This window comes from Ruegeria sp. BB5 (genome assembly GCF_056539405.1).
This window is the reverse complement of record NZ_JBQFUX010000007.1, coordinates 176,809-202,001: the sequence shown is the minus strand read 5'-3', so window position 1 is coordinate 202,001 and position 25,193 is coordinate 176,809. Positions and strand designations below refer to the sequence as shown.

At 57.9% G+C, this 25,193-nt stretch carries 23 protein-coding genes; 13 read left to right on the top strand and 10 right to left on the bottom strand.

Features of this window, described 5'->3' with window-relative positions:
- The first annotated feature begins 195 nt into the window (after positions 1–195).
- The 4 genes from ACR0DL_RS16200 to ACR0DL_RS16185 all read left to right on the top strand — a co-directional run bounded on the left by ACR0DL_RS16200 (position 196) and on the right by ACR0DL_RS16185 (position 4,528).
- The gene (locus ACR0DL_RS16200; protein WP_480690185.1) at positions 196–1,194 is read left to right on the top strand and encodes a helix-turn-helix domain-containing protein; all 999 of its coding nucleotides are present in this window, start codon (positions 196–198) and stop codon (positions 1,192–1,194) included.
- Positions 1,195–1,317: 123 nt separating this feature from the next.
- On the top strand, positions 1,318–2,883 hold the full coding sequence (locus tag ACR0DL_RS16195) for a DUF4153 domain-containing protein (RefSeq protein ID WP_480690183.1): 1,566 nt from the start codon (positions 1,318–1,320) through the stop codon (positions 2,881–2,883).
- Positions 2,880–3,557, top strand: a complete 678-nt coding sequence (locus ACR0DL_RS16190; protein WP_480690181.1) for a response regulator transcription factor — start codon at positions 2,880–2,882, stop codon at positions 3,555–3,557. Before ACR0DL_RS16195 ends, ACR0DL_RS16190 begins: the two co-directional genes overlap by 4 nt.
- Positions 3,554–4,528 (top strand): sensor histidine kinase, encoded by a 975-nt coding sequence (locus ACR0DL_RS16185; RefSeq protein ID WP_170413371.1) that lies wholly within the window; start codon positions 3,554–3,556, stop codon positions 4,526–4,528. Before ACR0DL_RS16190 ends, ACR0DL_RS16185 begins: the two co-directional genes overlap by 4 nt.
- Before the next feature lie 89 nt (positions 4,529–4,617).
- Here the strand turns inward: ACR0DL_RS16185 and ACR0DL_RS16180 are convergent, their stop codons facing one another.
- From ACR0DL_RS16180 to ACR0DL_RS16170, 3 genes are all read right to left on the bottom strand, one after another.
- Positions 4,618–6,423, bottom strand: a complete 1,806-nt coding sequence (locus ACR0DL_RS16180) for a BCCT family transporter (RefSeq protein WP_170413740.1) — start codon at positions 6,421–6,423, stop codon at positions 4,618–4,620.
- 85 nt (positions 6,424–6,508) lie between these two features.
- Positions 6,509–9,631 carry an efflux RND transporter permease subunit gene (locus tag ACR0DL_RS16175; RefSeq protein ID WP_480690179.1) on the bottom strand — a complete coding sequence of 1,041 codons (3,123 nt, stop codon included), beginning with the start codon at positions 9,629–9,631 and terminating at the stop codon, positions 6,509–6,511.
- Positions 9,632–9,639: 8 nt separating this feature from the next.
- Positions 9,640–10,740 (bottom strand): efflux RND transporter periplasmic adaptor subunit, encoded by a 1,101-nt coding sequence (locus tag ACR0DL_RS16170; RefSeq protein ID WP_480690177.1) that lies wholly within the window; start codon positions 10,738–10,740, stop codon positions 9,640–9,642.
- Positions 10,741–10,923: 183 nt separating this feature from the next.
- Between ACR0DL_RS16170 and ACR0DL_RS16165 the strand changes: the two genes are divergently transcribed.
- The 4 genes from ACR0DL_RS16165 to sstT all read left to right on the top strand — a co-directional run bounded on the left by ACR0DL_RS16165 (position 10,924) and on the right by sstT (position 13,753).
- A complete protein-coding gene (locus ACR0DL_RS16165) occupies positions 10,924–11,337 on the top strand; it encodes a VOC family protein (protein WP_170350944.1) in 414 nt (137 codons plus the stop codon).
- A 19-nt stretch (positions 11,338–11,356) separates the two neighbouring features.
- Positions 11,357–11,824, top strand: coding sequence for a cysteine hydrolase family protein (locus tag ACR0DL_RS16160; protein WP_480690175.1), 468 nt, complete (start codon positions 11,357–11,359; stop codon positions 11,822–11,824).
- A 38-nt stretch (positions 11,825–11,862) separates the two neighbouring features.
- Positions 11,863–12,378, top strand: coding sequence for a hypothetical protein (locus ACR0DL_RS16155; RefSeq protein ID WP_170413383.1), 516 nt, complete (start codon positions 11,863–11,865; stop codon positions 12,376–12,378).
- Between the two features lie 145 nt (positions 12,379–12,523).
- Positions 12,524–13,753, top strand: a complete 1,230-nt coding sequence (sstT, locus tag ACR0DL_RS16150; RefSeq protein WP_480690173.1) for a serine/threonine transporter SstT — start codon at positions 12,524–12,526, stop codon at positions 13,751–13,753.
- Positions 13,754–13,786: 33 nt separating this feature from the next.
- Here the strand turns inward: sstT and ACR0DL_RS16145 are convergent, their stop codons facing one another.
- Complete coding sequence (locus tag ACR0DL_RS16145; protein WP_480690171.1) at positions 13,787–15,106, bottom strand: tetratricopeptide repeat protein; 1,320 nt, start codon at positions 15,104–15,106, stop codon at positions 13,787–13,789.
- 122 nt (positions 15,107–15,228) lie between these two features.
- On the opposite strand from ACR0DL_RS16145, the gene ACR0DL_RS16140 reads away from it, so the two are divergent.
- From ACR0DL_RS16140 to ACR0DL_RS16120, 5 genes are all read left to right on the top strand, one after another.
- On the top strand, positions 15,229–15,480 hold the full coding sequence (locus ACR0DL_RS16140; protein WP_170362133.1) for a hypothetical protein: 252 nt from the start codon (positions 15,229–15,231) through the stop codon (positions 15,478–15,480).
- A gap of 10 nt (positions 15,481–15,490) precedes the next feature.
- Positions 15,491–17,128, top strand: a complete 1,638-nt coding sequence (locus ACR0DL_RS16135; protein ID WP_480690169.1) for a sulfatase-like hydrolase/transferase — start codon at positions 15,491–15,493, stop codon at positions 17,126–17,128.
- Between the two features lie 104 nt (positions 17,129–17,232).
- A complete protein-coding gene (locus ACR0DL_RS16130; protein ID WP_170350937.1) occupies positions 17,233–18,900 on the top strand; it encodes a sulfatase-like hydrolase/transferase in 1,668 nt (555 codons plus the stop codon).
- 59 nt (positions 18,901–18,959) lie between these two features.
- Positions 18,960–20,204, top strand: a complete 1,245-nt coding sequence (locus ACR0DL_RS16125) for a DUF3179 domain-containing (seleno)protein (RefSeq protein WP_480690167.1) — start codon at positions 18,960–18,962, stop codon at positions 20,202–20,204.
- A gap of 49 nt (positions 20,205–20,253) precedes the next feature.
- Positions 20,254–21,000 (top strand): outer membrane beta-barrel protein, encoded by a 747-nt coding sequence (locus ACR0DL_RS16120; RefSeq protein ID WP_480690165.1) that lies wholly within the window; start codon positions 20,254–20,256, stop codon positions 20,998–21,000.
- A 24-nt stretch (positions 21,001–21,024) separates the two neighbouring features.
- Here the strand turns inward: ACR0DL_RS16120 and ACR0DL_RS16115 are convergent, their stop codons facing one another.
- The 6 genes from ACR0DL_RS16115 to ACR0DL_RS16090 are packed head-to-tail and all read right to left on the bottom strand — an operon-like array spanning position 21,025 to position 25,152.
- A complete protein-coding gene (locus tag ACR0DL_RS16115) occupies positions 21,025–21,420 on the bottom strand; it encodes a RidA family protein (RefSeq protein ID WP_170377946.1) in 396 nt (131 codons plus the stop codon).
- The gene (locus ACR0DL_RS16110) at positions 21,417–21,824 is read right to left on the bottom strand and encodes an acyl-CoA thioesterase (RefSeq protein ID WP_170397804.1); all 408 of its coding nucleotides are present in this window, start codon (positions 21,822–21,824) and stop codon (positions 21,417–21,419) included. Before ACR0DL_RS16110 ends, ACR0DL_RS16115 begins: the two co-directional genes overlap by 4 nt.
- Positions 21,824–22,510 carry an ABC transporter ATP-binding protein gene (locus ACR0DL_RS16105; protein WP_480690163.1) on the bottom strand — a complete coding sequence of 229 codons (687 nt, stop codon included), beginning with the start codon at positions 22,508–22,510 and terminating at the stop codon, positions 21,824–21,826. Before ACR0DL_RS16105 ends, ACR0DL_RS16110 begins: the two co-directional genes overlap by 1 nt.
- Positions 22,507–23,256: an ABC transporter ATP-binding protein gene (locus ACR0DL_RS16100; RefSeq protein WP_480690161.1), complete on the bottom strand. Its 750-nt coding sequence runs from the start codon at positions 23,254–23,256 to the stop codon at positions 22,507–22,509. Before ACR0DL_RS16100 ends, ACR0DL_RS16105 begins: the two co-directional genes overlap by 4 nt.
- Positions 23,249–24,235: a branched-chain amino acid ABC transporter permease gene (locus ACR0DL_RS16095; RefSeq protein WP_480690159.1), complete on the bottom strand. Its 987-nt coding sequence runs from the start codon at positions 24,233–24,235 to the stop codon at positions 23,249–23,251. Before ACR0DL_RS16095 ends, ACR0DL_RS16100 begins: the two co-directional genes overlap by 8 nt.
- The gene (locus ACR0DL_RS16090; RefSeq protein WP_480690157.1) at positions 24,232–25,152 is read right to left on the bottom strand and encodes a branched-chain amino acid ABC transporter permease; all 921 of its coding nucleotides are present in this window, start codon (positions 25,150–25,152) and stop codon (positions 24,232–24,234) included. The genes ACR0DL_RS16095 and ACR0DL_RS16090 overlap by 4 nt, the downstream gene beginning before the upstream one ends.
- Positions 25,153–25,193: the final 41 nt, after the last annotated feature.

Here is a 25,193-nt window from a genome sequence, read left to right as displayed (position 1 = left end):
AGGCTCCATGGGCGTCGACAAATACTGGTCCCCCGTTAACCGCGTCGACAACGCATATGGCGACAGAAACCTCGTCTGCACATGCCCACCAATGGACGCATACCTCGACGCAGCTGAGTAAATCACACCCCCCGCCAAAAGGCGGGGGGTACACCGACCAAAACAACGCAGCCATATCAGGCAGGGGGAGGAGAAATGAAACACTATGTCCTCGGCAACAACCACGTACAGTTGGCCCGAACGGCCTCTGAACGGCTGCGAAGTATCGACGTTTTTCTGAACGATCTCGAGGCCGAAGGTTCGGCCGAAATGGTTACCGAGTTTTTTCATGCTCTGAATGATCTTGTCGAAGACCACACCTATGCCGTCACCATTCGGAATACATCCGAAGCCTTTACTGGCGACCCCCTGTATTGGGCGGGTCGCACTGCGATTTTTTGGGGCGACATTCACAAACCCTGGCACTGCGCCAGACAGGACAAGACCCGCGTTGCGCAGATACTGAATCTGGCGTCACGCTCCATTCTGGTCGGGGGGGCTGCTCTGCTGCTGGCGCACAGCGCGAAGACTGATGAGCCCCTCGCCGCCATTCATCCGAATTTCTCGGCCGCAGCGCAGGAGATCGGACTTGCCGACTGTCATAAACCCACGCACAAATCACCCGATGGGCGGGTACACAGTGCCGCGACCAAACTGAGCGCCCTGCGCCTGCTGGCGGAATTCGTAGCATTGGACCACGGTGAACATCTAGCTGAAAGTCTACGCGGCTACATTGGCCTGACCGAACCAAAACGCGGCTGTGCAAGCCAGTTGGCCAACCGCCTGATCCAACGGTCCGGGGCTGATCCGATGGTCCGGCAGGTGATCGAAAAGATGCTGAACAATGTCGAAGACCCGCTGAAAATCTCGGACCTGTCGCAGGCGCTTGGGGCCTCGACCCGTCAATTGCAGCGACGGTTTCTGAACAAGACGGGTGTCAAATTGTTGACCACCTATCGCGAGCTGCGGCTTGAGCGCGCCTACAGCTTGCTGCGCTATACCGACATGCCACAGCTTGAGATTTCAACAGCAACCGGGTTTTCATCAGCTTCTGCCCTGGGGCGGGCTTTCAGGGCGCAGTATTCCACCACGCCCGAGGCCGTTCGCAGCTGCCGATTTGCCGGAGAACTTAGGGATCACGGCGCGCTGCACTAACCTGCCAGACACCCCTTGCCGGGCCCGTAGGTCCGGGCCAATCTGCACGAATTCTGCACAACTGCTGCAAAGGTTCTGCGATCTGCCCCTGCAATCTTGAGGAAACTCAAGCAGGAGGCTGATATGCCCAATGAACTTATAATCCGGGGGGTGCCCCGCTCACTTGCCCATGATGGCTGGTGGCTGGCCAGTGAAAGTGGCACGTCGGTTGACCCAACGCCCCCGCCTGCGACCCCGGGAAACGTGCTGGACGGCGTCCGAAGGTTTCCGCGGATTACTGCACTGATCTTGCTTGTTCTGCTGGGCGATCTACTGTTCTGGGGCCACAAACCCGGGCTCTCACTGGCCCTTTTCGCTTGGTGCATCTTTGCTGCCATCTGGGTGAACAAGCACGCCCGCTCAAAACTACTGGTGCCCGCAGTTGTGTTGATGCTGGCCACCCTGCCCTTGATAGAACATGTCCAGCTTTTGTCGGTGACCTTCCTGATCGCGGGGCTGCTCAGCGCGATCGTGTTATTGCAAATCCCACCAGAGGTCAAATACCGCAAGCTCTTTCCCTGGCTGGCCGGTGGAGTCTTGCGCCTGATCAAAAGGGTTCCGACTGCCGGGCTCAAGGAATGCGCAACACACGTTCGGGGATGGCGCCGTAAACCGGTAGCACATGGCGAAACCGGCCGTTCAATAGTTCATGTATTCATCCGCAACTGGGCCTTTCCGTTGGGTGGCTTCTTCGTGCTTGGGGCGTTGCTGATCAGTGCAAATCCGGTGTTGGAACATGCTTTGTTCCGAGTGCTTAAGGTCGATTTCGACCTGTTTGTGCTAATCCGCCGGATCGCGTTCTGGGGCGGGCTGGCCTTGTTGATCTGGCCGGTTTTGACAGCCCCCGCGCCGGATGCGCCTGTGGCAGCCCCCACCCTAAGCTGGAACATGTCACGCCTGTTGAACGCCGGATCGGTTTTCAGGGCATTGGTTCTGTTCAACCTCATGTTGGCGGCGCAGAGCATCATGGATATCTCGATCCTGTTCGGCGCCGCCGCCCTGCCCGAAGGTATGAGCCACGCCACATATGCCCACCGCGGCGCTTACCCCCTGCTGATGACGGCCTTGCTGGCCGGGGCCTTCGCATTGGCGGTGCGCCCCTTTCTTGGGCAAAGCCCAGCGTTGAAACCCTTGTTGCTTGTATGGCTGGCGCAGAACGTTTTGCTGACCTTGTCCGCAGCGTTCCGGTTGGACTTGTATATCGACGCGTTTGGCCTGACTTACCTACGAATCTACGCGCTGATCTGGATGGGATTGGTGGCAATTGGGTTGGCCATGGTGGCCTGGCAGGTGCAAAGGGGGCGTTCGTCTGTCTGGTTGATGCTGCGGGTCACTATGTTGAGCGTGGGAACCCTCTATATCTGTGCGTTCATAAATTTCGCTGCGCTGATTGCGGCGGATACATTGTCGCGTGCTGCAGTTTCGGATACTGCGACCCGGACCGACTGGACCTATCTGTGTGGTTTGGGGCACTCGGCCTCCAAGGCAATTTCTACCCAGATTGCCAAACAGCCGATCATGCACATTCCCGACTGGGCGCAAAGCTGTGTGCATCCTGCCCCAACCCATCCGAACTGGCGCGAATGGGACTTTCGCACCGCACGTGTGAATGGCTATCTTACAGCGAACCCCAAAGGCGAGGCGCAATGAAAATCCTGTTGGTTGACGATGATCCCCGCCTGCGCGATCTGGCTGGTCTGACGTTGGAACGCGCCGGCTTTCAGGTGATCACCGCCAGCGATGGCCAGATGGCCGTGACCCACGCCGCCCGCGAAGCACCGGATCTGATCGTCCTGGATATTGGCCTGCCCGAGATGGACGGGTTCGAGGTCTGCCGCCGCATCCGCGCCCGATCCGAGGTTCCGATCCTGTTCCTGACCGCGCGCGATGATGAGATTGACCGGATACTGGGCCTGGAAATGGGCGCGGATGACTATGTCACCAAACCCTTCAGCCCACGTGAGCTGGTGGCGCGGGTGCGCGCGATCCTGAAACGTGCATCCGGGTCACGATCCAGCCCGACCTTGACGCATGGGCGGATCACGCTGGACCCAGGCGCGCATGTCTGCAGGTTGGACGGAAACGCCATATCGCTGACCGCGACCGAGTTCACTTTGCTGGCCACTCTGGTCGAACGTCCCAGTCAGGTACACACCCGCGCGCAGCTGATACAGGCGGTCTGGGGGGCGTTGTCGCAAGTCTCGGACCGTACTCTGGACAGCCATCTACGCAACTTGCGGGGTAAGCTGGCGCAGGCCGGTTGCACTGGGGTGATCGAAACTGTGCATGGTGTCGGCATCCGCATTCAGGACACCGCGGCATGAGGCGCAAGTGGCGCCCCAGCCTTGCCTTCGTGCTGGGCGGCGCCCTATGCGGCACATTGCTGTTGTCTCTGACCGGGCTGGTTGCGTTTCGGTATCTGGGACCGGAACTGGGCTATCGCAATGCCGCCGTTTTGCTGGCGGTGATCATCACGGCGGCCACGGCTGTTCTAGGCTGGTTGTTGGTGCGGCTATTGCTGCGACCGATCTTTGCGCTGGAACGTTTTGCCACGCAGGTTGTTCGGCACCCCGCCGATCCCCTCTCGCCGCCCTCACGTTTTGGCACTCAGGAGCTTGGCACCACCGCCCAGCGCGTCATCGACATGGCCGAAACCCTGCGCAACCGTGAAACCACTATCCGCAGTTTCTCGGACCATGTCACGCATGAGCTGAAGACGCCTGTTGCAACACTTAGGGTAGCGACGGAATTACTGCGCGATGATGACACGCTATCGGCTGAAAACCTGAGGCTAGTGGACCAGATTGCCGGCGCGGGCGTGCAGATGGAACAGCAGATCGACGCCATGCGTCAGGTAGCCCGCGCGCGCGAGTCGCGTCATGAGGGGGTGACCTGTCTGAACGCCGTGCAAGACGCATTGTGCCGCGATTTTCCCACTCTCGAAATGCGTTTTGACGGCGGCGATCTAATTATCCCGATTGGTTCCAATGGCTTGCTAGTCGTGTTGCGCCAATTGCTCGGCAACGCGCAAGAACATGGCGCGCAGGTTGTGACCCTGTCGGCAACAGGAGACGATACCGAAGTGATCCTACGGCTTAGCGATGATGGGCCAGGAATTTCCTCCGGCAATGCAGCGCGGGTATTTGATCCGTTCTTTACCACCAAACGCGATCAGGGCGGGACTGGTATGGGGCTGTCCATCGTGCGCAATACACTGCGGGCACATGGTGCGGATATCTCGTTACTACCGACACATGACGGCGCTGCTTTTTCGATCTGTTTCTCGACCAAATAGGCGCAGATCATTCCCAGGATCAGTCAGTTTTCTCGACGGTGCTAGTCGATCCAATCTGATGCGCCCCTGAAGGTCACGCTCAGATAAGATTAGGTTTCAGTCTCGTTTTCTTCGTGGCGCGCACGCCGCAGATCATTGATCATCGCCTTGGCAAGCGAGACACACATCAGCAACAAGACCACGCTAAAAGGCAGCGCACCAATGATCATGGAATTGGTCAATGCCTCAAGCCCACCGCCCCCGGCCATCAGCAGCGTTCCAATCACCAGCGTCAGCAACCCGCCCCACAAAACACGGTGCATGACCCCGGTTTTCTCGGCCCCGCCGGACATAATCGTGTTCATCACCAGAATGCCGGAATCCGCAGACGTGACCAGAAAGGTCATGGTCAGCACCACGCACATAAAACTGATGATTACCAGCAGATGTCCCGAGATCATCTCGCTGAGCGTCACAAATAGCGTCGCCGTGGTCGAGGCCGCGAGAATGGCGCCATCGGCGTCTCCGTTCAGTTCCAGATCAATGGCCGAGCCGCCCAGAATGGTCATCCAGGCAAAACAAACCAAAGACGGTGCAACCACTGCGCCAAGGATGAATTCGCGCACTGTGCGCCCACGCGAGATGCGGGCCAGAAACAGACCGACAAAAGGGGAAAAGGCAATCCACCACGCCCAATAGAAGGTCGTCCAGCCCGATTGCCAGCCGAACAGCCGCCCCGGTGTACCTGCATCATAGGCGGCCTGCTTTGTCGTTTCAGGCAGGTCGGCCACGTCCCCGCTTAACCCTGCCAAAAAGCTGTCACGCGTGTCCCAGGCATCAGTAGCGCCGGGAAACAGCTCGGTCACGAAGGGGGCGGCTTCAGGTGGCAGGGCTGCGGCATACTCGGATTGGGACATCGGGGAATGGGCCTGAAGGCTGAGCGGTATAAAATTGACGATATAGTCCACCAATGCCTGCCCATAGATCCTGATCGCAAAAGAAAACGAGCCAAAGAAAATGAACACCGCCAGAAGAATCAGCGACAGGATCAGATTAAGGTTCGAAAGGTATTTCACCCCTCGCCCCACGCCGGACACTGCCGAAAGGGTCGACATCATCATGACCAACGCCAGCGCCGCAATCAGACCAGCGGTCGAGGGTTTCATGACCCCTTCCATCAACCATTGCGCACTGGTGATCAAAAAGGCGCCATCGACAAGCTGCGACACACCGTACCCGATGGTCACCGCCACCCCGAGGATGGTCGCCACCACGCCCAAAATGTCGATCACGTGGCCCGCAACCCCGTTGGAATACTCGCCCAACAGCGGCGTCAGCGCCGTTCTGATCGTCAGAGGCATGTCGCGAGTATAGGCGTAATAGGCCAGGCTCAACCCTGTCACCACGTAGATTGCCCAAGCGTGGAACCCTGTATGCAGAAAGGTATAGCGATAGGCACCCTGAATCGCCTCGGCGCTTTTCGGGGCGACTTCACCAGACATGGTCAGCGGATTTGATTCCCACAGGCCTAGTGGTTCCGCCGTGGCATATACCATCAGCCCTACGCCCAGCCCGGCCCCGAACATCATCGAAAACCATGAGAAGTTGGTGAATTCGGGCCGCTCATCATCACCCCCCAACCGCATACGCCCGGTGGCAGGAAGGAGAGCAACCACAAACAGAAAGAAGGCAAACAACGCGACCGAGAGGTTGTAGAAGACGTTAAACTCGCTCAGCAGCCCGGATTTCCACGATCTCAGCGTGTCATTCGCATTCAGCGGCCAGACCAACGCCCATAGCACCAGCAACGAGACAGCGATCTTGCTGACCAGCGCAATCGGCAGGTTGTAGCCCTTGTAAAACCCGCTGTCCTGCCGTTCGATTTTAAGATCCGTAAAGGGGTCTTGCAGCGACATTTTGCGTGGGCCCACCTCGGTTTCCGTGCCGTTCAGCATCCGAGAAACCCCGGAAGACTGCAACAATTTTCAGGTCTTGCGGGAACTACTTGTTGGCAGTTCGCAACCCAGACAGCCATTCCCGAACGGTCTGAAATGCCGCATACAGCACCGGGATCATAAGCAGACCCAGCGTGCTGTCCAGGATCATGCCAAACAGTACCGGATACCCAACCGAGACCCGTGCCGCCGCCCCTGCCCCGCTGGACAGAACCAGAGGCATAACCCCCACGATGAAACACAGGCCCGTCATCGTCACCGGCCGGAACCGGATTTCAGCCGCCTTTAAGGCCGCGTCCTTAATGCTGGCCCCGCTTTCACGTTGCTGATTGGCAAATTCGACCACCATGATCGCCTTTTTCGCGGCCAACCCGATTAGCAGCACCATCCCCACCTGCGCAAAGATATTGCTGGTCAGGTACGGTAATACCACCAATGGGATCAACGCGCCCAACAGGGCAAAGACCGCCGACGTGATGATCGACAGCGGCAGAATCCAGCTTTCATACAGCACCACAAGAAACAGATAGGCCAAGACCAGCGCCGACAGCATGATGAAGGGCACAAGCCCCTGTGCCTTCACCTCTTGCTGGGTGACACCCGACCAGTCGATCCGAAACCCATCAGGCAGCGTCTTGTCGGCAATCGCCTGCATCGCGATGATTCCGTCGCCCGAACTGATCCCTTCGGCCAATTGCGCACTGACCGAGGCCGCCGTGAACAGGTTGTAGCGCGGGATCGTGTCCGGTGCGAGGACCGGTTCGCTGCTGACGAAATTGCGCACGGGCAGCGAGTCTCCGGCGCTGTTTTTGACATAGATGTTATCCACGTCATCCAGCGTCTGACGGAATTCGGCATCGGCTGAAATCACCACCCAATAGACGCGCTCGTCCAGTATGAAGTTGTCCACGAAGTACGAGCTAAGATTGGCCTGCAACGCGGTAAAGATATCCGCCACGCTGACGCCCAGCGTCTCGGCACGGTCTCGGTCGATGGACAGCTTGTATTGCGGGCTTTGGGCCGAGAAATCGCCATGTGCACGCGAAAACTCGGGCGCGGCATTCAGGGCGGTTACAAAGCCGTTCATTACCGCATCCAATTGTGCCCCGTCGCCTTTGCCCAGATCCAGCAGTTGGACCGAGATACCCCCCGTCGAGCCCAACCCGTGAATGGTTGGAAAGGGAAACACGTATGAGACCCCCTCTGGCAATGTCGCCAGCTGTCGTTCAAGCCCATGCATGATGGCGTACCACTGCAAATCCGGACTGGTGCGTTGATCCCATGGGGTGAGCGTAACAATGGCCATGCCCACATTCGAACGCCCCCCGGCCAGCATGGAATGACCCGAGACCGTTGTGACCGCTGCAACCCCTGGCGTCTGTTCGATCAGATTGCCCACCTGCGCCATGAAGGCCTGGGTGCGCTGTAACGAGGCCCCGTCCGGCAGTTCCATCGACGCCATCAGAACGCCGTTGTCTTCCTGCGGAATCAGGCCGGTGGGCACAGTTTTGAACAGATACACCGTCACGCCGACGGCCCCGGCAAACACCAGCAGCGACACCGCCATATAACGCAGCATCAGCGCCACAAGGCGCAGGTATTGGCGCCGTAGCCAGACAATCACTGCCGGAACAATCGCCAGCGGACCGATGGGCTTGCTGTCAGTTTTCAGCATCATCGCGCACAAGACCGGTGCTAACGTCAGGGCGTTCACCGCAGACAGGACAAAGGCAAAGATGATCGTCAGCGCGAACTGGAAATAGATCGTCCCCGTCACGCCGGGAAAGAAGCACACCGGCACGAACACGGCCGCCAGAACAAAGGTCGTCGCCACGATCGGCCGGTTGACCTGAGACATCGCCTTCAGGGTCGCCGCACGCGGGTCCAGCCCCTCATCCCGTAAGATACGTTCGGCGTTCTCGATGATGATGATCGCGTCATCCACCACTAGGGTAATGGCCAGAACCAAAGCGAACAGCGTGATCATGTTGGCGCTGAACCCGATAGCATAAATCAGCGCCACAGCACCCAGCAGCGACACCGGGATGGCGATGGCCGGTACGATGGTTGCACGCAGGCTGGCCAGAAACAGAAAGGTCACCGCAATCACCAGCCCCGCCGTCAGGGCCAGCGTCGTCATGATATCGCGGATCGAAACACGCACCGCGTCAGTAACGTCATAGGTGATCTCATACGACACGCCCTTGGGAAATTTCGCCGACAGATCCTTCATCAAGGCGCGCAGTGAGTCTGAAATCTCAAGCGCGTTGGCGGCGCTTTCCTGATAGACGGCGATAGTGGCCGAGTCCTTGCCGTTCAGCTTGGTCGACCCGGAATATGTGGCCGCGCCCAGCTCGATTCGAGCGATGTCCTCAAGCCGCGTGACTGACCCGTCGGGGTTCGAGGCGACAATGATCCGCCCAAATTCCTCGGCATCGCGCAGCAGCCCCTCAGCCCGCAGCTTAAACTGGAAATCGGTTCGTCCCTCGGCAAATGGCGGAGCCCCGACCTGTCCGGCGGCGGCGATGACGTTCTGATCCTCGATGGCGTCGGCAACCTCGGACGCGGTGATATTCAACGCGGCCATACGCACCGGATTGATCCAGACCCGCATGCTGTATTCCAGCTGACCGAATTGCGACACCGTCCCTACCCCCGGCAATCGCTGCAACGGGTCGTGCAGGAAATCAGCACCGAAATTGCTGAGAAACAGCTCATCCCGCGATCCATCGGGCGAGGTCAGGTTGATCACCACAATCATGTTGCCTGACCGCTTGGTAACCTCGACCCCTTGCTGCAATACGGCCGAGGGCAGTTCGGAACTGGCCAGCGCCACGCGGTTTTGCACCTCAACAGCCGCCACGTCGGGGTCAGTGCCTAGCTCAAAGGACACGTTCAGCATATAGGTGCCGTCATTCGAGCTTTTGGACGACAGCGATAACATGCCCGGAATGCCGTTCACACGCTCTTCGATGGGGGTGGCGACGGATTCAAGAATGACCTGCGCGTCCGCCCCCGGGTAAGACGTATCCACATAGATCTGCGGCGGCGTGATATGCGGGTATTCGGTAATCGGGATCAGGCGTACACAGACCGCGCCGAACAGAACCATCAGGATCGCAATCACGGCTGCAAAATGCGGCCTGTCGATGAAGAAGCGTGCGATCAAACTGGCCCCTAACCCTGACTGTCTACTGCTTTCACGACCAGCCCGTCATGTATCTTCTGAAGTCCCTGCACCACCACACGGTCGCCTTCGCTCAGCCCAGATACCACCTGAGTGCGGGTCGCGGTCTGAGTGCCGATCTCGATATTCTGCCGGTGGGTTTTGCCGTCACCGTCGACCGAAAACACGAAATAACCCTGCTTGTCGAACTGCACAGCGTTGCGCGGAACTGTCAGCACTTTGGGCTCCTCTGAACCGGCCAAACCCACGGTCACGAATTGACCGGGGATCAGCACGCCGTCAGGGTTGGCGAAACTGGCACGTAGCTCAATCGTGTCGGTGTTCTGGCTGACGCTGTCGCCCACGAATATGACTTTGCCCGTGGAGGCATAGGTTTCCCCATCCGCCAGTTTGATGTTTGTGGTCAGTTTGATGTTGCCCGGCGTGATGCGCCCTTTGCGGCGTTCTTGCAGCAAGACCGGCTCGCTGATGTAAAAACTCACCAGCATCGGATCAACGCTGTTAACCGTTGCCAAAACTCCGGTATCGGAGCTTACCAAATTGCCCGCATCCACCGCTGACAACCCGATGCGTCCATCAATGGGACTGAGAATTTCCGTGTAATCCAAATCAATCTGCGCGATCTTCAAATCGGCCTGCGCCTCGTCCACCGCTGCCTGCCCTGCGGCATAAGTTGCCAATGCCGTGTCCAAAACAGCCTGTGGGACATCGCCCTTATCGAACAGAGCCTGCTGACGATCCAGCGCCGCCTTGTCGGTCTGCGCGCTGGCCAGCGCGCTTTTCAGCGCCGCCTGTGCGCTGTCCACACTGGCCGCGTATTTCTTCTTTTCAATGCGAAACAGCACATCCCCTTTGGCAACTGTTCCGCCTTCGGTAAAATTGACCTCTTCCAGAAACCCTTCGACACGGGCCTGCAGATCGACGCTTTGATCCGCCACGACCCGGCCAACAAACTGGGCCTTATTCTGCAATTCCTCCAACGTCACCGGCGCGACGGTCACACTTGGCGGCGGCGCGTCGGACTGGGCCGCTGCCGGGCCCGGCAGAAACAGGGGGATCAATGCGCAAACAAACAGCTTGGTAGGGTTCATCAAGGACCCCCGGTAGTTTGTGATCCCTTCACTATCCCTGCATCCCCCAAACGGTGCAACGGTTTTCTGACTGTCACGGCGCACGCATTTCCCTGCTATATCAATCCCTTTGATACAGGGCTTGCCTGTCGCTGGTTCTTGGGATTTTCTGACGCCAACCACCAATTAAAAAGCCGGGCCTTCATGAAACTTGAATTCCATCACATCAACTTTGTCTCGGACGATGTTGAGCGGTTGCACCGTTTCTACACTCAGGTTCTGGGGTTGGCCGATATCCCGATTGAGAATTTCCCTCGGCCCGATGAGACCGACGACAAGGGCTATAGCGGCAAGATCCGCTTTGCCACCGACGGGGCCATGCAGATGCATCTGGCCGAAAAGAACCTCGACGTCGCGTTCAAACATGGTGAGACTATCAACCCTGTCGAACGCGGCCACATCGCGTTTCGCACCGATGATATCGAGGCGTTCAAAAAGCTGCTCGACGACAACGGCATTCCGTATTCGGACTATGGCACCGCATTCGCGAAAGAGTGGCACCAACTGTTCTTCTACGACCCAGAGGGCAATATCATCGAGGTTCATCAAGCGGTTTAGCCAGCATCGGAGGCATTGATTGAAACAGGCCGTATTGGTTGTCGACGTCCAACCCAGCTTTGACCCGCCTGATTGGCTGGTCGAACGCAGCCGTCTGTTGGCGACCAAATTCCCCTCGGTCGCTACCGTTGAACGCCATGACGAGGACAAAGTTCCCTTTTTTCGGCAAATTGGGTGGAAGCCACGTTCTGTCGACGAAAGCCTTGTTCAGGCAGATCATATTGTCCTGAAATATGGCTACAGCCCGCCCCTGGAAGTCATCGCACAATTTCAAAGCTGGAGAGTCGACCGAGTGCTGGTCTGTGGTATCCAGGCCGACACCTGCGTTCTTGCCGCGGGGTTCGCCCTATTTGACGCGGGCCTGCAACCGACCATAATTGCCGATACGGTTGTTGGGTCTTCGCTTGATCGCAGCGGTAAGCTGGGCGTGGACCTGTGGCAGCATCATTTTGGCCAGGTGATTGATAGGCACTCGGATATTTTGTGACGTCGCAATCCCTGTCCGCATCGGAGAGGAGAGCTATTGTGACCTCGAACCCCATTTTAAGAAAAACAGCCTTTGCCATTTTTGCAGCCATCCCTTGTGCAGCATATGCAGAAGGCTTTTCACTGACCGGCCAATACGAAGGGCGCTATGCCTGTGACAGCACCACGGGTGGCGTGCCCTCAAGCTGGTCCGACCCCATGAGCGCCGGGATCGTTCAGGACGGAGACCGCATATCCATCGACCTGCGATACACGGACAAACAAGAGCTTGGGGCTGAATACTCGCTTTATACCGGATCAGTTGTTCTGAACCCCGAGGGCACCTTGGTCAGCGGCTATTTCGAAGCCTGCGGCGGCACTTTCCCGTCGAAAGAACTTGCGCGGTTTTTTCCCGCTGCTGCAAACACGCCATTCAGTTTTTCGGTGACCAGTGTTTGGGCTTCGGATCAGGTGCCAAACCTGCCAGGTCTAACTGTTCAAACCTGCACCTGGAGCCTGCAGCGCGTGTCCACGGAAACACCCACAGTCAGGCCGTGCGAGACGGCGGCTCAATAAGGAAATTTTCAATCTGGACCTATTTCTTAAGTCCAGATGTTTAAATTGGATCCAAAAGACCCATATAGCCGCAATCTTATAAATTAACCGTGCTTGAACAGCGACAATTTCCCTGTCAGGCCCCCAATCAAACTGGATGGTCCCGATGAATTTTATTCTACGCGGTAGCCTGGTTACGCAAATCATCATCGGTCTGGTAGCCGGTGCCCTTCTCGCCACCCTCTGGCCTTCGGCTGGTTCAGCCGTCGGTCTGCTGGGTGATTTCTTTGTCGACGCGCTAAAAGCCGTTGCCCCCGTTCTGGTGCTGATCCTTGTCTGCGCCGCAATCACCAACCACAAGAAAGACAGCCAGGCCCGCATGGGGCCGGTGGTGATGTTATACATTCTCGGCACGTTTGCCGCTGCACTGGTTGCAGTGGGCGCCAGTTTCCTGTTCCCCGTCTCTTTGCACCTGACCGGCACGCCCGAGCTTTTGGACGCCCCGGACGGGCTGGCAGAGGTGGTCAAGAACATCCTGTTGAAGATCGTGGACAATCCGGTGAACGCGCTGGCGCAGGCCAACTATATCGGCATTCTCGCCTGGGCCATCGGCCTTGGGCTGGTTTTCCGCCACGCCAGCGACTCGACCAAGACCCTGATGTCTGATCTGGATGGCGCGATCACCAAGATCGTGGCTGCCATCATCCGGGTTGCACCCATTGGTATTTTTGGCATCGTGGCCTCGACCATTGCTGAAACCGGCTTTGAAACGGTTGCCAGCTACGGCCAGCTGCTGTTGCTGCTGATTGGCTGCATGGCGTTCATGGCGCTGGTTGTGAACCCGCTAATCGTGTTCCTGCGCATTCGCAAGAACCCTTATCCGCTGGTCTTCACCTGCTTGAAGGAATCCGGGATCACCGCGTTCTTCATGCGCAGCTCGGCCGCCAATATTCCGGTCAACATGGAGCTGTGCCGCCGCATGAATCTGGATGAAGAGACCTATTCAGTCACCATCCCCATCGGCGCCACAATCAACATGGCCGGTGCCGCCATCACCATCACGGTGATGACACTGGCGACCGTGCACACCATGGGAATTCAGGTCGATTTCTTCTCGGCTCTGTTCCTAAGCATCATCGCTTCGGTTGCAGCCACCGGCGCGTCGGGCGTCGCGGGCGGGTCCCTGTTGCTGATCCCAATGGCCGCCAGCCTGTTCGGTATCGACAACGCAACGGCCATGCAGGTGGTCAGCATCGGGTTCATTATCGGTGTTCTTCAGGACTCGGCGGAAACCGGTCTGAACTCGTCCACCGATGTGCTGTTCACGGCGGCAGGATCGTACAAGCAAGGCGATCCCTATCCCCGCAAACTGCCGATGGAGCGGGTCGCCGCCTAAGCGGCCCTGATCCCACCCCACAACCGTCAGGTTTTACTCGGCGGTTGTGGGGTCTGCACTACCCCACCCGGCGGCGCGCATTGCCGAAGTCAGATCCCGTACAGGACCTGGATCGGCAAATACCCTGGTTTTCAACGCCTCCAACGGAAAGTTTGGCCAGGTCCTGGCGTATAATTCTGCCAGTCTGCGTGCCTCACCCCGATCACCGTTTTTCCAATGCGCGGCCATCAGATAGGCAGTTGAAATTGGCCCGAATGGGCCGCCGCGCGCGATCGTATTCTCATAGGTTCGGATTGAGCCCGCATAGTCGCCGGTGTGAAACTGCGCCGCACCCAGCGCGTTTCCGGCAACCGACCCACCACCATCTTCAGCCAGCGCCTGATAATGCTGTGCCTGTGAAAGTACGCGTTCAAAGTCAGAAGTATAAAGCGATATCAGGGCGTCAAATTCCGCAATATGTGGATCATTAGGGGCCAGCTTGGTTGCCCTGTGATTCAGACTGACGGCCTGATCGAAATTGCCGGCAGCGAACTCAGACCATGCTCTGGCCGACAAAGCCCAGGGCGCATCCGGGGCCAGTTCAAGTGCATGGGCGCTGTTCTTGTCGGCGGCTGCAAGCAACTCCTCTGCGACAGGATCGTAGAACTGCAAAATGGCAAGCATGGTTTCCACCTGCGCAGCCCCTGCATAGCCGCAGTAATACAGCGGGTCCCGCTGTATAGCCGTTTCAAACACCATCAGAGCCGGGCGGAGCCGTTGTAAATCCACAACCGGAAAAATCAGGTCCTGACCAGCGCTACACAGGTTCATCGCCTCGACCCGGGTCGGAGAAACATCGTAGATCGTGGATTGATCGCCGGTGGTCGGTGGCGCATTGCGGCCGCTCAGATGCGTGGTTGCCACATAACCGCCAAGGCCCAGCAGAACCGCTCCGGTTACCGCTCCGACCAGCAGCAGGTTGCGCTTACCTCCAACCTCGGCCGCACCCGACCGAAACTCTGGCGCGTAGCTGCCGACGGGCAAGGTGATGACCACCGGGTCCGACGCGCCTTGCCCCCCGTAATACGCCTTAAGTTTGCGCCGAACGCGACCCGCGTCGACACGCACGACCCCTTCGCGTCGGGACAGGTCATCGGTGCTGTAACCATAGACGTCCATGGCAATCGTCTTGGCGCGGATTTCATCCGTGCGTCCGGCAAGCGCCTCGGTCACGACATAGGTCAGAAAGGACTGCATCCGCGCTGAACCCTTGAAATCCTTCGACGCGAGTACGCGATCAAGCGCCGACTGGATCTGTTCCTTTGGGAACGATCCTGCATCCCGTTGAGCGGTGTCGTCGGTCGCGGCAGTCAAGAACTATCCTTTCAAGGTAAGGACTTGGCGGCATGCTGCTACGGTAGCATGCGGTTTAATACGTTCAAGACATATTCTTGGACAGGCATGTTTGAATGGCGAATCCAGCGGATGCCGTTACAATGACAGATGATGACTTCTTTGCAGCACAGTTTCCCGGCGCGGCACATCAATTGCAGGCTTTGCGCGCGCGGGACAAGGAGTTTGACCAAATCTGCGCCGATTACCACGAGGTACTCCGCGAGTTGGCGCTTGCCCCGCGATCCGCAGGTGGAACGCAGACCCGTTACCTCGCGGATCTGGCCGAAAGTGTCTCGGACCTGCGAAGCAGTATTGAAAAACGGCTGCACGCCCCTGACCGCACAAATGAGTGAAAGGTTGACCATGAAACTCTGTACCCTTCTGCCCCTGCTGATCCTGACCGCCAGCCCGGCCATTGCTCAGGACACCCCAATCATTCACGATGGTGAGTTCGAATACCTGCGCGCGCAGTTCGGCACGGCCTGGGACGCACAGGATGTTGAAATTGACGCCAAGCTTGCCGAAATCCGCGATGCAAATGGCGGCCAACCACCCAATTTCCTTTACATCCTGATTGATGACGTGAGCTTTGGTCAGATGGGCGACCGCAAGATGAACTACGTCATGGGGATCGAGACACCGAACATCAACCAGCTGGCAACCGAGGGTCTGTCGCTGATGCGAATGTATACAGAACCCTCCTGCACACCCACACGCACGGCAATGCTAACGGGCCGCCATCCAGTGCGAGCCGGGGTGGAAGAGGTCAAGGTGGCGCTGGTGGGCGAGGGTCTTCCGGCCTCAGAAGTCACTCTCCCTGAAATCCTGAAACAAGCGGGCTATAACACCGCCCATGTCGGCAAATGGCATCAGGGCGATATCGAACAATCCTACCCCCACAATCAGGGGTTCGACTGGGCCGCCTTCCCCCTGCACCAACAAGTACAGCTGAGCCTCATGACCCCCGAGGCGATGCGGTCCAATGCCATGCTCGGCTATGTACCCGAAGGACAGAACAATCAGTTCCTTCTGGACGCGCGGTTCAAACCCTACGGTCTGGTCACAGGTGTCGAGGCCGAGGCGGGGGGCGTGGCCCGCGAAGTCGACATGGCGGCGGGCGAGGTTTGGACCCAGGCGAAATACGAAGACATGAACCTGCGCTATCAGCAGCAAGCGCTGGAACAACTTCAGCGCGTTGCGGCTGAAGATGCGCCGTTCTTCCTGCAATACTGGCCGCTATACCCGCTAAATTTTGTCTATCCCGATCAGGCGATTTCACGGAACGGGGGCTTTCACGCGGACAAGCTGCAGCTGCTGGATGGTTGGATCGGTGATCTGTTGGACGCGCTGGAAGAAACCGGCGAAGCCGACAACACAATCGTGGTCCTGATGGCCGACAATGGCCTGATGTATCACTACGAGGGCACGTCGGGTCTGAACCAACTGATCTATCGCGGCGGCAAGACCCAGCATCTTGAGGGCGGCGTACGCACCGATGCCTTTATCCGCTGGCCCAATGTGATCGAAGCCAATAGTGCGGCGGGCGATATCTTTCACGTCTCTGATATATACACCACCATGGCCAGGATCGCGGGAGCGACGGACTATATCCCGCGCGATCGTGTAATTGACGGCATCGACCAGACCGCCCTTTTGCTGAACGGCGAAGGCCACGGACGGCGCGATTATGTCTATGTTTACGAGGGGCCGGTCCTACGGTCTGTGGTCAAGCAAGAGTTCAAGATGCACCTGCCTGCCCCCGGACAACCCGGCGCTGGCGCACCGACCTACAACATCTATCGCGACCCGCGCGAACAACACCCGCTGGTGGGGTATTCCCTTTGGGCCGGGGCCTCGTTTCAGGACATGGTCAAACGCCATCAGAAAATGATCGCCAAATACCCGCATTCCGAGATTGGCACTGGCCTGCCCTATGAAGGGATCGAAAACCTGCGTCCGGAATCGGAACTGGCGCGCGAAACCTTCATGAGCTGGCAATGAGGTAAACCGTAGAATTTTAGAAATAAACATCATAATGTTTCAATGTGAGAATGCCTCGGCAGCCATAGGCCAAGAGAACATCTTGCATACAAGGGGAGTACGGAATGAAACTGGGATGGTTAATCACCTTGTCATCAGGTCTTGTGGCCACATCGGCATTGGCGCAGGAAAACCCCATTCAGCACGACGCTGAATTTTACGTTCTGCAAGCCCAGCACGCCGACCAATGGGCACAGGATGATGCTGCTGTAAACGAAGCATTGGCCGCGTTTAGGGACGGCAACGGTGGCAATCCTCCGAACATCATCAGCGTGTTGATCGATGATTTGGGCTTTGGCGACATGGGCATCCCCGAATTGAACGCAGTGCGGGGCTATGAGACGCCAAACATCAACGATTTCTCGGATCAGGCCATGCGAATGGTGCGTATGTACACCGAGCCATCATGCACGCCGACCCGTGTGGCACAGATGACTGGGCGTTTGCCGGTAAGGATGGGGATGGGCGACACCGCCGTGGATATAGCAGGGTTTGGCTTGCCCGGCGATGAGGTCACCTTACCGGAAGTTTTGAAACAGGCGGGCTATGCCACAAGCCATGTGGGAAAATGGCACATGGGGGACATCGCTGAAAGCTGGGCCATGAACCAAGGCTTTGACTACGCCCAAATGGCCGTACACCAGCAAGGACAACTAACCATTTTCAACGATGATGCCATAAAGGAACAGGTATCTGTCGCGATCCGCGATTATGACGACAAATACACTTTGGACAATTGGTTCAGACCTGATGCATCCGCGATGATGACAGTAATCGAAGGCGAGGCCGACGGTCCGATCCGCGAAATCCGCATGGAAACAGGCGAACGTTGGAATGCCGCCAAATACGACGAGATGAACCAAGCCTTTCAGGACAAAACCCTGTCTGAACTTGAGCGTTTGGCCGGCGATGAAGAACCTTTCTTTCTCCAATATTGGCCAATGATTCCCCTGGATAACACGCGTGCTGGTCGTGACGGACCCGAAAGCGCCAACGGTGGGTTGTATGTCGACAAAATGCAGTTGCTGGATCAATGGCTTGGTGACCTATTCGCCAAAGTGGACGAGCTTGGGTTAACCGAGAACACCATCATTGTCGTAATGGGCGACAATGGCCATTTCACCAAGTATTCTCCGCAATCAGGGTTCACCCCAATGATCTTCCGCGGTGGAAAAGCTGACACGACAGAAGGTGGTGTTCGTGTTGATGCCTTTATTCGCTGGCCGGGAATGATTGAAGAAGACGCATTGTTGAACAGCATTGTTCATGTCTCTGACATGTACACAACGTTTGCGCGGTTTGCTGGTGCGGAAGAGTTCATCCCTCGCGACCGGCTTGTCGATGGTGTGGACCAGTCGGCCGCACTTCTATTTGCCGATGAATCCAAAGCGCGCCGGGATCACGTGATCATCTACTCGGTCGCCAAGCCCGAAGCCATCGTCAAAGATCAGCTCAAGCTCAAGCTGCCGGGACCCGGTGAAAGCCCGATTGTTGCCAAGTTTTTCGACCTCTACCGCGACACGCGTGAGGAGTATTCGGTGTCGACCGAAGTTGGTGCCTGGGGTGGACAGGAGTTCGTTCGGATTCTCGGGCGCCACAATGCGCGAAAGGAAAAATTCCCGGATACTCCTCCGGCCACGGGTGTTCCGTACGAGGGCATCGACAACATCCGCCCCGAGACACAGCAAGCGGTTGAAGCGTTCCTGGTCAAACGCCAATCGTCACAACAATAAGCTTAGACTGCCCGCAGTATTTCCGCGGGCGGCCTTTTCAACTGACAGCAGGTAAGGCGATGGCTGGAAACATAATCTTCGCACTTGGCATAGTGGTGTCGCTTGGCATTGGCTTTGTCTATTTCCGCGATCTGGGCGACATCTCGCAAATGCTGTTGAAGGTGAAGCGCGAGAATATGGTGCGGTTCATCCGGCATGAATACCGCCTGATCGGTATCGGGTTGAGCGCATTTGCCGTCTCCACGCTGACCTTTCTCTTTTTGGGTGGCGGGTCGTTCTGGTTGTGGGCTTTGTCTGCGTTGCTGGTGCTGTTCTTATACGGCTTCCCTTTTGTCTGGGTGCATCTGGGCCTGCGTAACCAGTTGAACGACGCGGCCTTCTTTCCGATCAGCGAGGCCCGCAAATATGTCGGCCCCACCGCGCCAGTCATCGTGATGGATCACAACGGCCATGCCCGCGCGCACCCGGATGCGCAGATCATGCGGCCTCATCTGGCCGGTGACGTAGACGGGTTGGGCGGCGAAGATGTAGTGATGACCTATTGCGCAATGGCCAACCTCGGCCAGGGATACACCCCACGGATCGAGGGCAAGCGACTGGACCTTGAGGTGCTGGCCCAGCACGGCAACAACCTGATCCTGCGCGACAATGAATCCGGCGAGCCGATCCAGCATATCTATGGCTTCCGCGAGGCTGACCGCGACCCGAACGCAGATGGGCTCGCCTGCCCCCTGCGCCCCGAGGCGCAGATGAAGCCCTGGCCGACCTACCGGATGACGTTCCGAGGATTCCAAAAGGCCTTTCCCGACGGCGAAGTCTTTCTGAACAAACCCTCGTCCAATCCTCTGCTGCGGCTGCTGGACATGGTGACCGAGATCACCTTTGGCTGGGGCATCGGCCGCCAGCATCAGGAAGAAGCACCCGTAATGGACAATATGGATCGTTCCGATGACCGGCTGCCCAACAAGACCTATGTCTGGGGGATCACAATCGGCAAGGATGCCGCCTGCTGGACGGATGATTTCGTCATCGACAACAACTGGATCGTCAACGCCACCGTCGGTGGCCGCGATGTCGTAGTCAGTTTGGACCCGAAATACGAAAGCTTGGGCGTGTGGTATAATGACAGTGGTCAGCCCGTTTCACATTGCGATTTCTGGGGTGTGTCGGACCAGGGTCAGTTGCAACGGGTAGAAACTCTGCGGGCCGGAATATTCTGGCACGTCTGGTCCGAGTTTTTCCCGGACACTGACATAAATCGCGTCGGCTCGGGCGCAACGGACTCTGAGGACGTAGCGGCATAGGACCCATTTCGGAAACACATAATTTAAGACAGAAATAGTGAGGTACAGAATGGTACAAACAAAAAAAACAAGGCTCGGCACCGTCACAGCGGCCTTACTGACATCCGTGGCAGCACCCACCTCGGCGCAGCAGTCCGATTGGTCTTACGAGGCCACTATCTATCTGTTCATGCCCGAGACCGAGACCAGCATTGAAACCCCTAGGGGTACGCTTGACGCGACACTTAGCTTTACAGACGCGCTGGAAAACCTCGACTTTGCGTTCATGGGCGCGCTGGCGGCAACAAACGGGCAATGGAGCGTGCTGGCCGACTATAACTATACCAACTTGTCCTTTGGCGATACCGGGCCTGGCGGCGGCGACCTTGAAACTTCGGTCAAGACACAGTTCCTGACGGCCTTACTGGGTTACCGAGTGCGCAATGATCCAACCGTCAAGGTGGACCTTGCGGGCGGCTTCAGGTGGTACAGTACCGACACTGATTTCTCGCTGACACCTGTGGGAGGTCCCGCCTTTACCTCTACTGCCGACGAAAGTTGGGTCGACCCGGTAGTTGGGGTCCGGGCACGGTTTACGCTATCCGATTCATGGACCAGCACCGCTTATGTGGATTACGGAGGATTTCGCAGCGGCAGCCAGACCTGGTCGGTTCTGCTGACTGCAGACTACATCATAAACGACAGGTGGATGCTGCGGGGTGGATACCGTTACATATCTTTCGACCACGATATTGACGGCAATGATTACGAATTCGATCAATCCGGCCCGCTGATAGGTGCTACTTACCGGTTCTGAGTGCGCAATCTTTAACAACCGGGGTTACGACAGATGCGCTGTGGCCTCAATCTCAACCATGGCTTCGTCTTCGACCAAACCGGCAACGATGATCATCGACATGGCGGGGAAGTGCCTGCCAAACACCTCTCGGTAGGCTGCGCCGACTTCGGCCTGTTTTGCCAGGTATTCGCTTTTGTCGATGACAAACCAGGTCAAGCGGGTCACGTCGGTTACCTCACCACCTGCGGCTTCGACAATGTCCACGATATTTTGCAGGGCCTGTTTCATCTGGCCAATAAAGCCGCCGTTGACGAATTCCTTGTTCGCGTCCCATCCGATCTGGCCGCCAATATGCAAGGTTCCGTCCTTAGTTAGAACGCCGTTCGCATAGCCTTTGGCCGGAAGCCAGCCGTCGGGCTGAATGATCTTGTGGCTCATGTCGCGTCCTTTCTGAATGTTTCCAGCTTGCTGCGGATGGTATCTGGCCACGCCTCGGGGCGGCCATCGGCGTTGACGTGGACCAATGTCGCCAAAGTTGTCAGCCGCACCTCGTCCCCACAACGGGCGGTCATCGTGTACCCCGCCGAGCTGTTGCCGATCTGTGTGATTTCAAGTTGAAAAACCAATTGGTCTCCATGGCGGCTGGGTGCGGGAAACTGGGTCTGGATCTGAACAGTTGGTACGGCACCTGCGCGATGCAGATCGTGGAACGGCGCGTTCAAGCCTTGATCAAAGAACGCCTCGACGCAATCATTGATCATCTCGAAGTAACGCGGAAAGAACACGATCCCGGCAGGGTCGCAATGTTTGAAGAGCACCTTTTGATGAAACTCAAACGCCATCAGACCCCCACATATTTTTCGGAAATTTCAGGGGTCAGGTCAGTGATGGCACCGGTCCAGACGGTGCGGCCCCGCTCCAGAATGACCGCTTTGTCAGACACAGCCGCCAACTCCTTTAACGATTTGTCGATCAGCAGGATCGCCACGTTGGTCTCTTGCCGCAGGCGGTGCAGCGCTGCCCAGATTTCCTGCCGGACGATCGGGGCAAGCCCCTCAGTGGCCTCATCCAGGATCAGCAGTCGGGGGTTGGTCATCAGCGCGCGACCTATCGCCAGCATCTGCTGCTCTCCTCCCGACAGGGAAACCGCCCGTTGCCCCTGCCGTTCACCCAACCGGGGAAACAGCTCGGTCACGCGGCGCAGGGTCCAATCCCCTGGGCGTGCCGCCGCAATCAAGTTTTCACGCACAGTCAGGCCGGCAAAACAGCGGCGCCCTTCGGGCACCAGCCCCACGCCTTTGCGCGCGACCTTGTGACTGGGCAGCGCATGCAGGTCCTGACCGTCCAGCGTCAGCGTGCCGTCTGACCGGATCATCCGGCAAATGGCCTTTACCGTGGTGGTCTTACCCATCCCGTTCCGCCCCATCAGGGCAGTGACTTCACCCTGCGCAATCTCAAGACCCACACCAAACAGGGCCTGACTGACACCGTAAGAGGCGCTGAGGTTTTCTATCCGCAGCAGACTCATGCCTCGTCCCCCAGATAGGCGTCGCGCACCTCGCGGCTGGTGCGGATTTCTTCCGCCGTGCCCGTGGCGATGACCTTGCCATAGACCAGCACGCTGATCCGGTCGGCCAACGCAAAAACCGCGTCCATGTCATGCTCGACCAGCAAAATGGGCGCTTCCTGCCTCAGCCCGTCAAGAAAACCCGTCAGTCGTTTCGACCCTCCGGCACCAAGCCCGGCCATTGGCTCGTCCATCACAAAGGCTTTGGGGGACAAGGTCAAAGCAACTGCAACCTCCAATTGCCGCCGCTGACCATGGCTGAGGTTGGCACAGCGCGTATCGCGGTCATCGCTGAGGCCCACGCGCTCCAACGCTGCCTCGGCCCGCTCGCGCAGCGCGGGTCGTTTCAAGGCAGGTCGCCAGAACCGCCAAGCCATATGCTCGGCCCCCATCGCGCCCAGCACGGCGTTTTCCAGAACGGTATCTTCCATGCACAATTGGGAAATCTGAAAGGTGCGCCCCAGCCCGGCCCGCGCCCGCGCCTGCGTGCTATGCCCCGAGACATCTTGACCATTCAGCAGGACCCGCCCGGAATCTGACTGCAACCCACCGCAAATCTGTTGGATCAGCGTCGATTTGCCCGCCCCGTTAGGGCCGATGATCGCATGGATTTCGCCGGGTATCAGGTCAATCGACACGTCGTCCGTGGCCTTAAGTGCGCCAAAGCTCTTGTCAAGGTTCAGAGTGGAAAGGACGGGATCAGACATGTGCCCCCTCTTTCCCGGTCAGCAGACCGATCAGCCCCCCGCGCCCGAACAGCACAATACACAGCAGGACCACACCCAGGTAGACGTGCCAGAAGTCAGTAAGCTCGCCCAAGAAATGTTCCAACGCGACAAAGACGCAGGCCCCGATGACCGGCCCCATCAAGCGCCCCACCCCTCCGATGATGATCAGCACGATCAATTCACCCGACAATTGCCAACTGAACATCGTGGGGGAGACAAAGCGGTTCAGGTCTGCAAACAGCGCGCCTGCCAACCCGGTGATTGCCCCCGAAAGGACAAAGGCCAACAGCTTCAACCGCATCGGGTTCAGGCCCACGGTCTCAACCCGAGTGGGCGTCTGACGCGCCGCGTTCAGCGCCAATCCGAAGGGTGAGCCCTGAAGGCGGGCGAACAGAAACAGCACCACACAAAGCAGCGTGAAACAGATGCCATAGAACTGGATCGGTGCTAGTGTGTTCAGACCAGGAAAGTCGTTGCGGACATAGATCGACAGCCCATCCTCACCCCCGTACTGCGCCCAGGAGATCGCGAAGTAGAAAAACATCTGCCCAAAGGCGAGCGTGATCATGATGAAATACACCCCGGACGTGCGCAGCGACAGCAGCCCGATAAAGAACGCCACCATCCCTGAAAGGATCATCGCCACCAGCCAGATCACCGGCATAGCTTTGGTGCCATCGGTGGAGAATAGTCCCAGATCAAGCGCCGTGTAGGTCTGCGCGTGATAGGCAAGGATGCCCATCGCGTAGCCTCCGATCCCGAAGAACACGGCGTGGCCGAAACTTACCATGCCACCGATCCCAAGGATGATGTTTAACCCCACCGCCGCCAGCGCAAGGATCACCGCTCGCGTCACCAGTGTGATCGTAAAGGGCTGGTCTGCCATAACGGCCCAAAGCGGCAGTGCCAGCAGACCCGCGATCATCAAGGCGTTGAGGTATGTCTCATTCAGCCTCATACGCGCGCTCCGAACAACCCTGTGGGCCGCCAGATCAGCACCAGCCCCATCAGCACGTAAATCCCCATCGAGGCCAGCGCCGAGCCGCTTTTCTGTGCCGCGCCATTGTCCATGAACAGCTTGAACAATTCGGGCAGGAACACCCCGCCCAGCGTGTCGGTCAGCCCGACCAGCAGCGCGCCGATAAAGGCACCACGAACTGAACCGATCCCGCCGATGACAATGACCACAAAGGCCAGGATCAGCACCGGTTCTCCCATCCCGACCTGAACCGATTGAATCGCCCCGACCAAAGCGCCAGCCAATCCGGCCAGCGCCGCGCCCAACGCAAAAACCAGCGTGTAGAGTTTCGAGATATCGACGCCCAGTGCCGCGATCATCTCACGATCATTCTCTCCCGCTCGTATTTGAATGCCTAGGCGGGTGCGTTCAATCAGCGCCCAAAGACCCACAGCCACGGTTAGCCCGATACCAATCAGGGTCAGGCGATATAGGGGGTATTCGATCCCGCCCGGCAAAGTGACAGGTCCGGACAGCGCGTCGGGAATGTCCAGAAACAACGGAAAAGAGCCAAAGACCCAGCGTGTTCCTTCAGAAAAGATCAGGATCAGCGCGAATGTGGCCAGCACCTGATCCAGATGCGGCGCGTTGTACAATCGCCGGATCACCACCATCTCGACAATCGCTCCGGCCAGCGCTGCGGCGGCCAGGGCGGCAACCAGCGCCAGCAGGAAAGACCCAGTTGCGCCCGCCACAGCCGCCGCCGCAAAAGCCCCTACCATGTAAAGGGACCCGTGCGCCAGATTGATCAGGCCCATCACGCCGAAAATCAGCGTCAGACCAGCCGCCATCAGGAACAGCATCACACCGAACTGCAGCCCGTTAAGGATCTGCTCGATAATCAGGATCGAGGACATGGGAACTCCGGTGGTCTGCCCGCCCCGCAATCGGGGGCAGG

Bases quoted from the DNA above. Each gene is read 5' to 3' on its own strand.
- ACR0DL_RS16200 (WP_480690185.1), top strand. From the start codon at position 196: ATGAAACACTATGTCCTCGGCAACAACCACGTACAGTTGGCCCGAACG.
- ACR0DL_RS16195 (WP_480690183.1), top strand. From the start codon at position 1,318: ATGCCCAATGAACTTATAATCCGGGGGGTGCCCCGCTCACTTGCCCAT.
- ACR0DL_RS16190 (WP_480690181.1), top strand. From the start codon at position 2,880: ATGAAAATCCTGTTGGTTGACGATGATCCCCGCCTGCGCGATCTGGCT.
- ACR0DL_RS16185 (WP_170413371.1), top strand. From the start codon at position 3,554: ATGAGGCGCAAGTGGCGCCCCAGCCTTGCCTTCGTGCTGGGCGGCGCC.
- ACR0DL_RS16180 (WP_170413740.1), bottom strand. From the start codon at position 6,423: ATGTCGCTGCAAGACCCCTTTACGGATCTTAAAATCGAACGGCAGGAC.
- ACR0DL_RS16170 (WP_480690177.1), bottom strand. From the start codon at position 10,740: ATGAACCCTACCAAGCTGTTTGTTTGCGCATTGATCCCCCTGTTTCTG.
- ACR0DL_RS16165 (WP_170350944.1), top strand. From the start codon at position 10,924: ATGAAACTTGAATTCCATCACATCAACTTTGTCTCGGACGATGTTGAG.
- sstT (WP_480690173.1), top strand. From the start codon at position 12,524: ATGAATTTTATTCTACGCGGTAGCCTGGTTACGCAAATCATCATCGGT.
- ACR0DL_RS16140 (WP_170362133.1), top strand. From the start codon at position 15,229: ATGACAGATGATGACTTCTTTGCAGCACAGTTTCCCGGCGCGGCACAT.
- ACR0DL_RS16135 (WP_480690169.1), top strand. From the start codon at position 15,491: ATGAAACTCTGTACCCTTCTGCCCCTGCTGATCCTGACCGCCAGCCCG.
- ACR0DL_RS16130 (WP_170350937.1), top strand. From the start codon at position 17,233: ATGAAACTGGGATGGTTAATCACCTTGTCATCAGGTCTTGTGGCCACA.
- ACR0DL_RS16125 (WP_480690167.1), top strand. From the start codon at position 18,960: ATGGCTGGAAACATAATCTTCGCACTTGGCATAGTGGTGTCGCTTGGC.
- ACR0DL_RS16120 (WP_480690165.1), top strand. From the start codon at position 20,254: ATGGTACAAACAAAAAAAACAAGGCTCGGCACCGTCACAGCGGCCTTA.
- ACR0DL_RS16115 (WP_170377946.1), bottom strand. From the start codon at position 21,420: ATGAGCCACAAGATCATTCAGCCCGACGGCTGGCTTCCGGCCAAAGGC.
- ACR0DL_RS16110 (WP_170397804.1), bottom strand. From the start codon at position 21,824: ATGGCGTTTGAGTTTCATCAAAAGGTGCTCTTCAAACATTGCGACCCT.
- ACR0DL_RS16105 (WP_480690163.1), bottom strand. From the start codon at position 22,510: ATGAGTCTGCTGCGGATAGAAAACCTCAGCGCCTCTTACGGTGTCAGT.
- ACR0DL_RS16100 (WP_480690161.1), bottom strand. From the start codon at position 23,256: ATGTCTGATCCCGTCCTTTCCACTCTGAACCTTGACAAGAGCTTTGGC.
- ACR0DL_RS16095 (WP_480690159.1), bottom strand. From the start codon at position 24,235: ATGAGGCTGAATGAGACATACCTCAACGCCTTGATGATCGCGGGTCTG.
- ACR0DL_RS16090 (WP_480690157.1), bottom strand. From the start codon at position 25,152: ATGTCCTCGATCCTGATTATCGAGCAGATCCTTAACGGGCTGCAGTTC.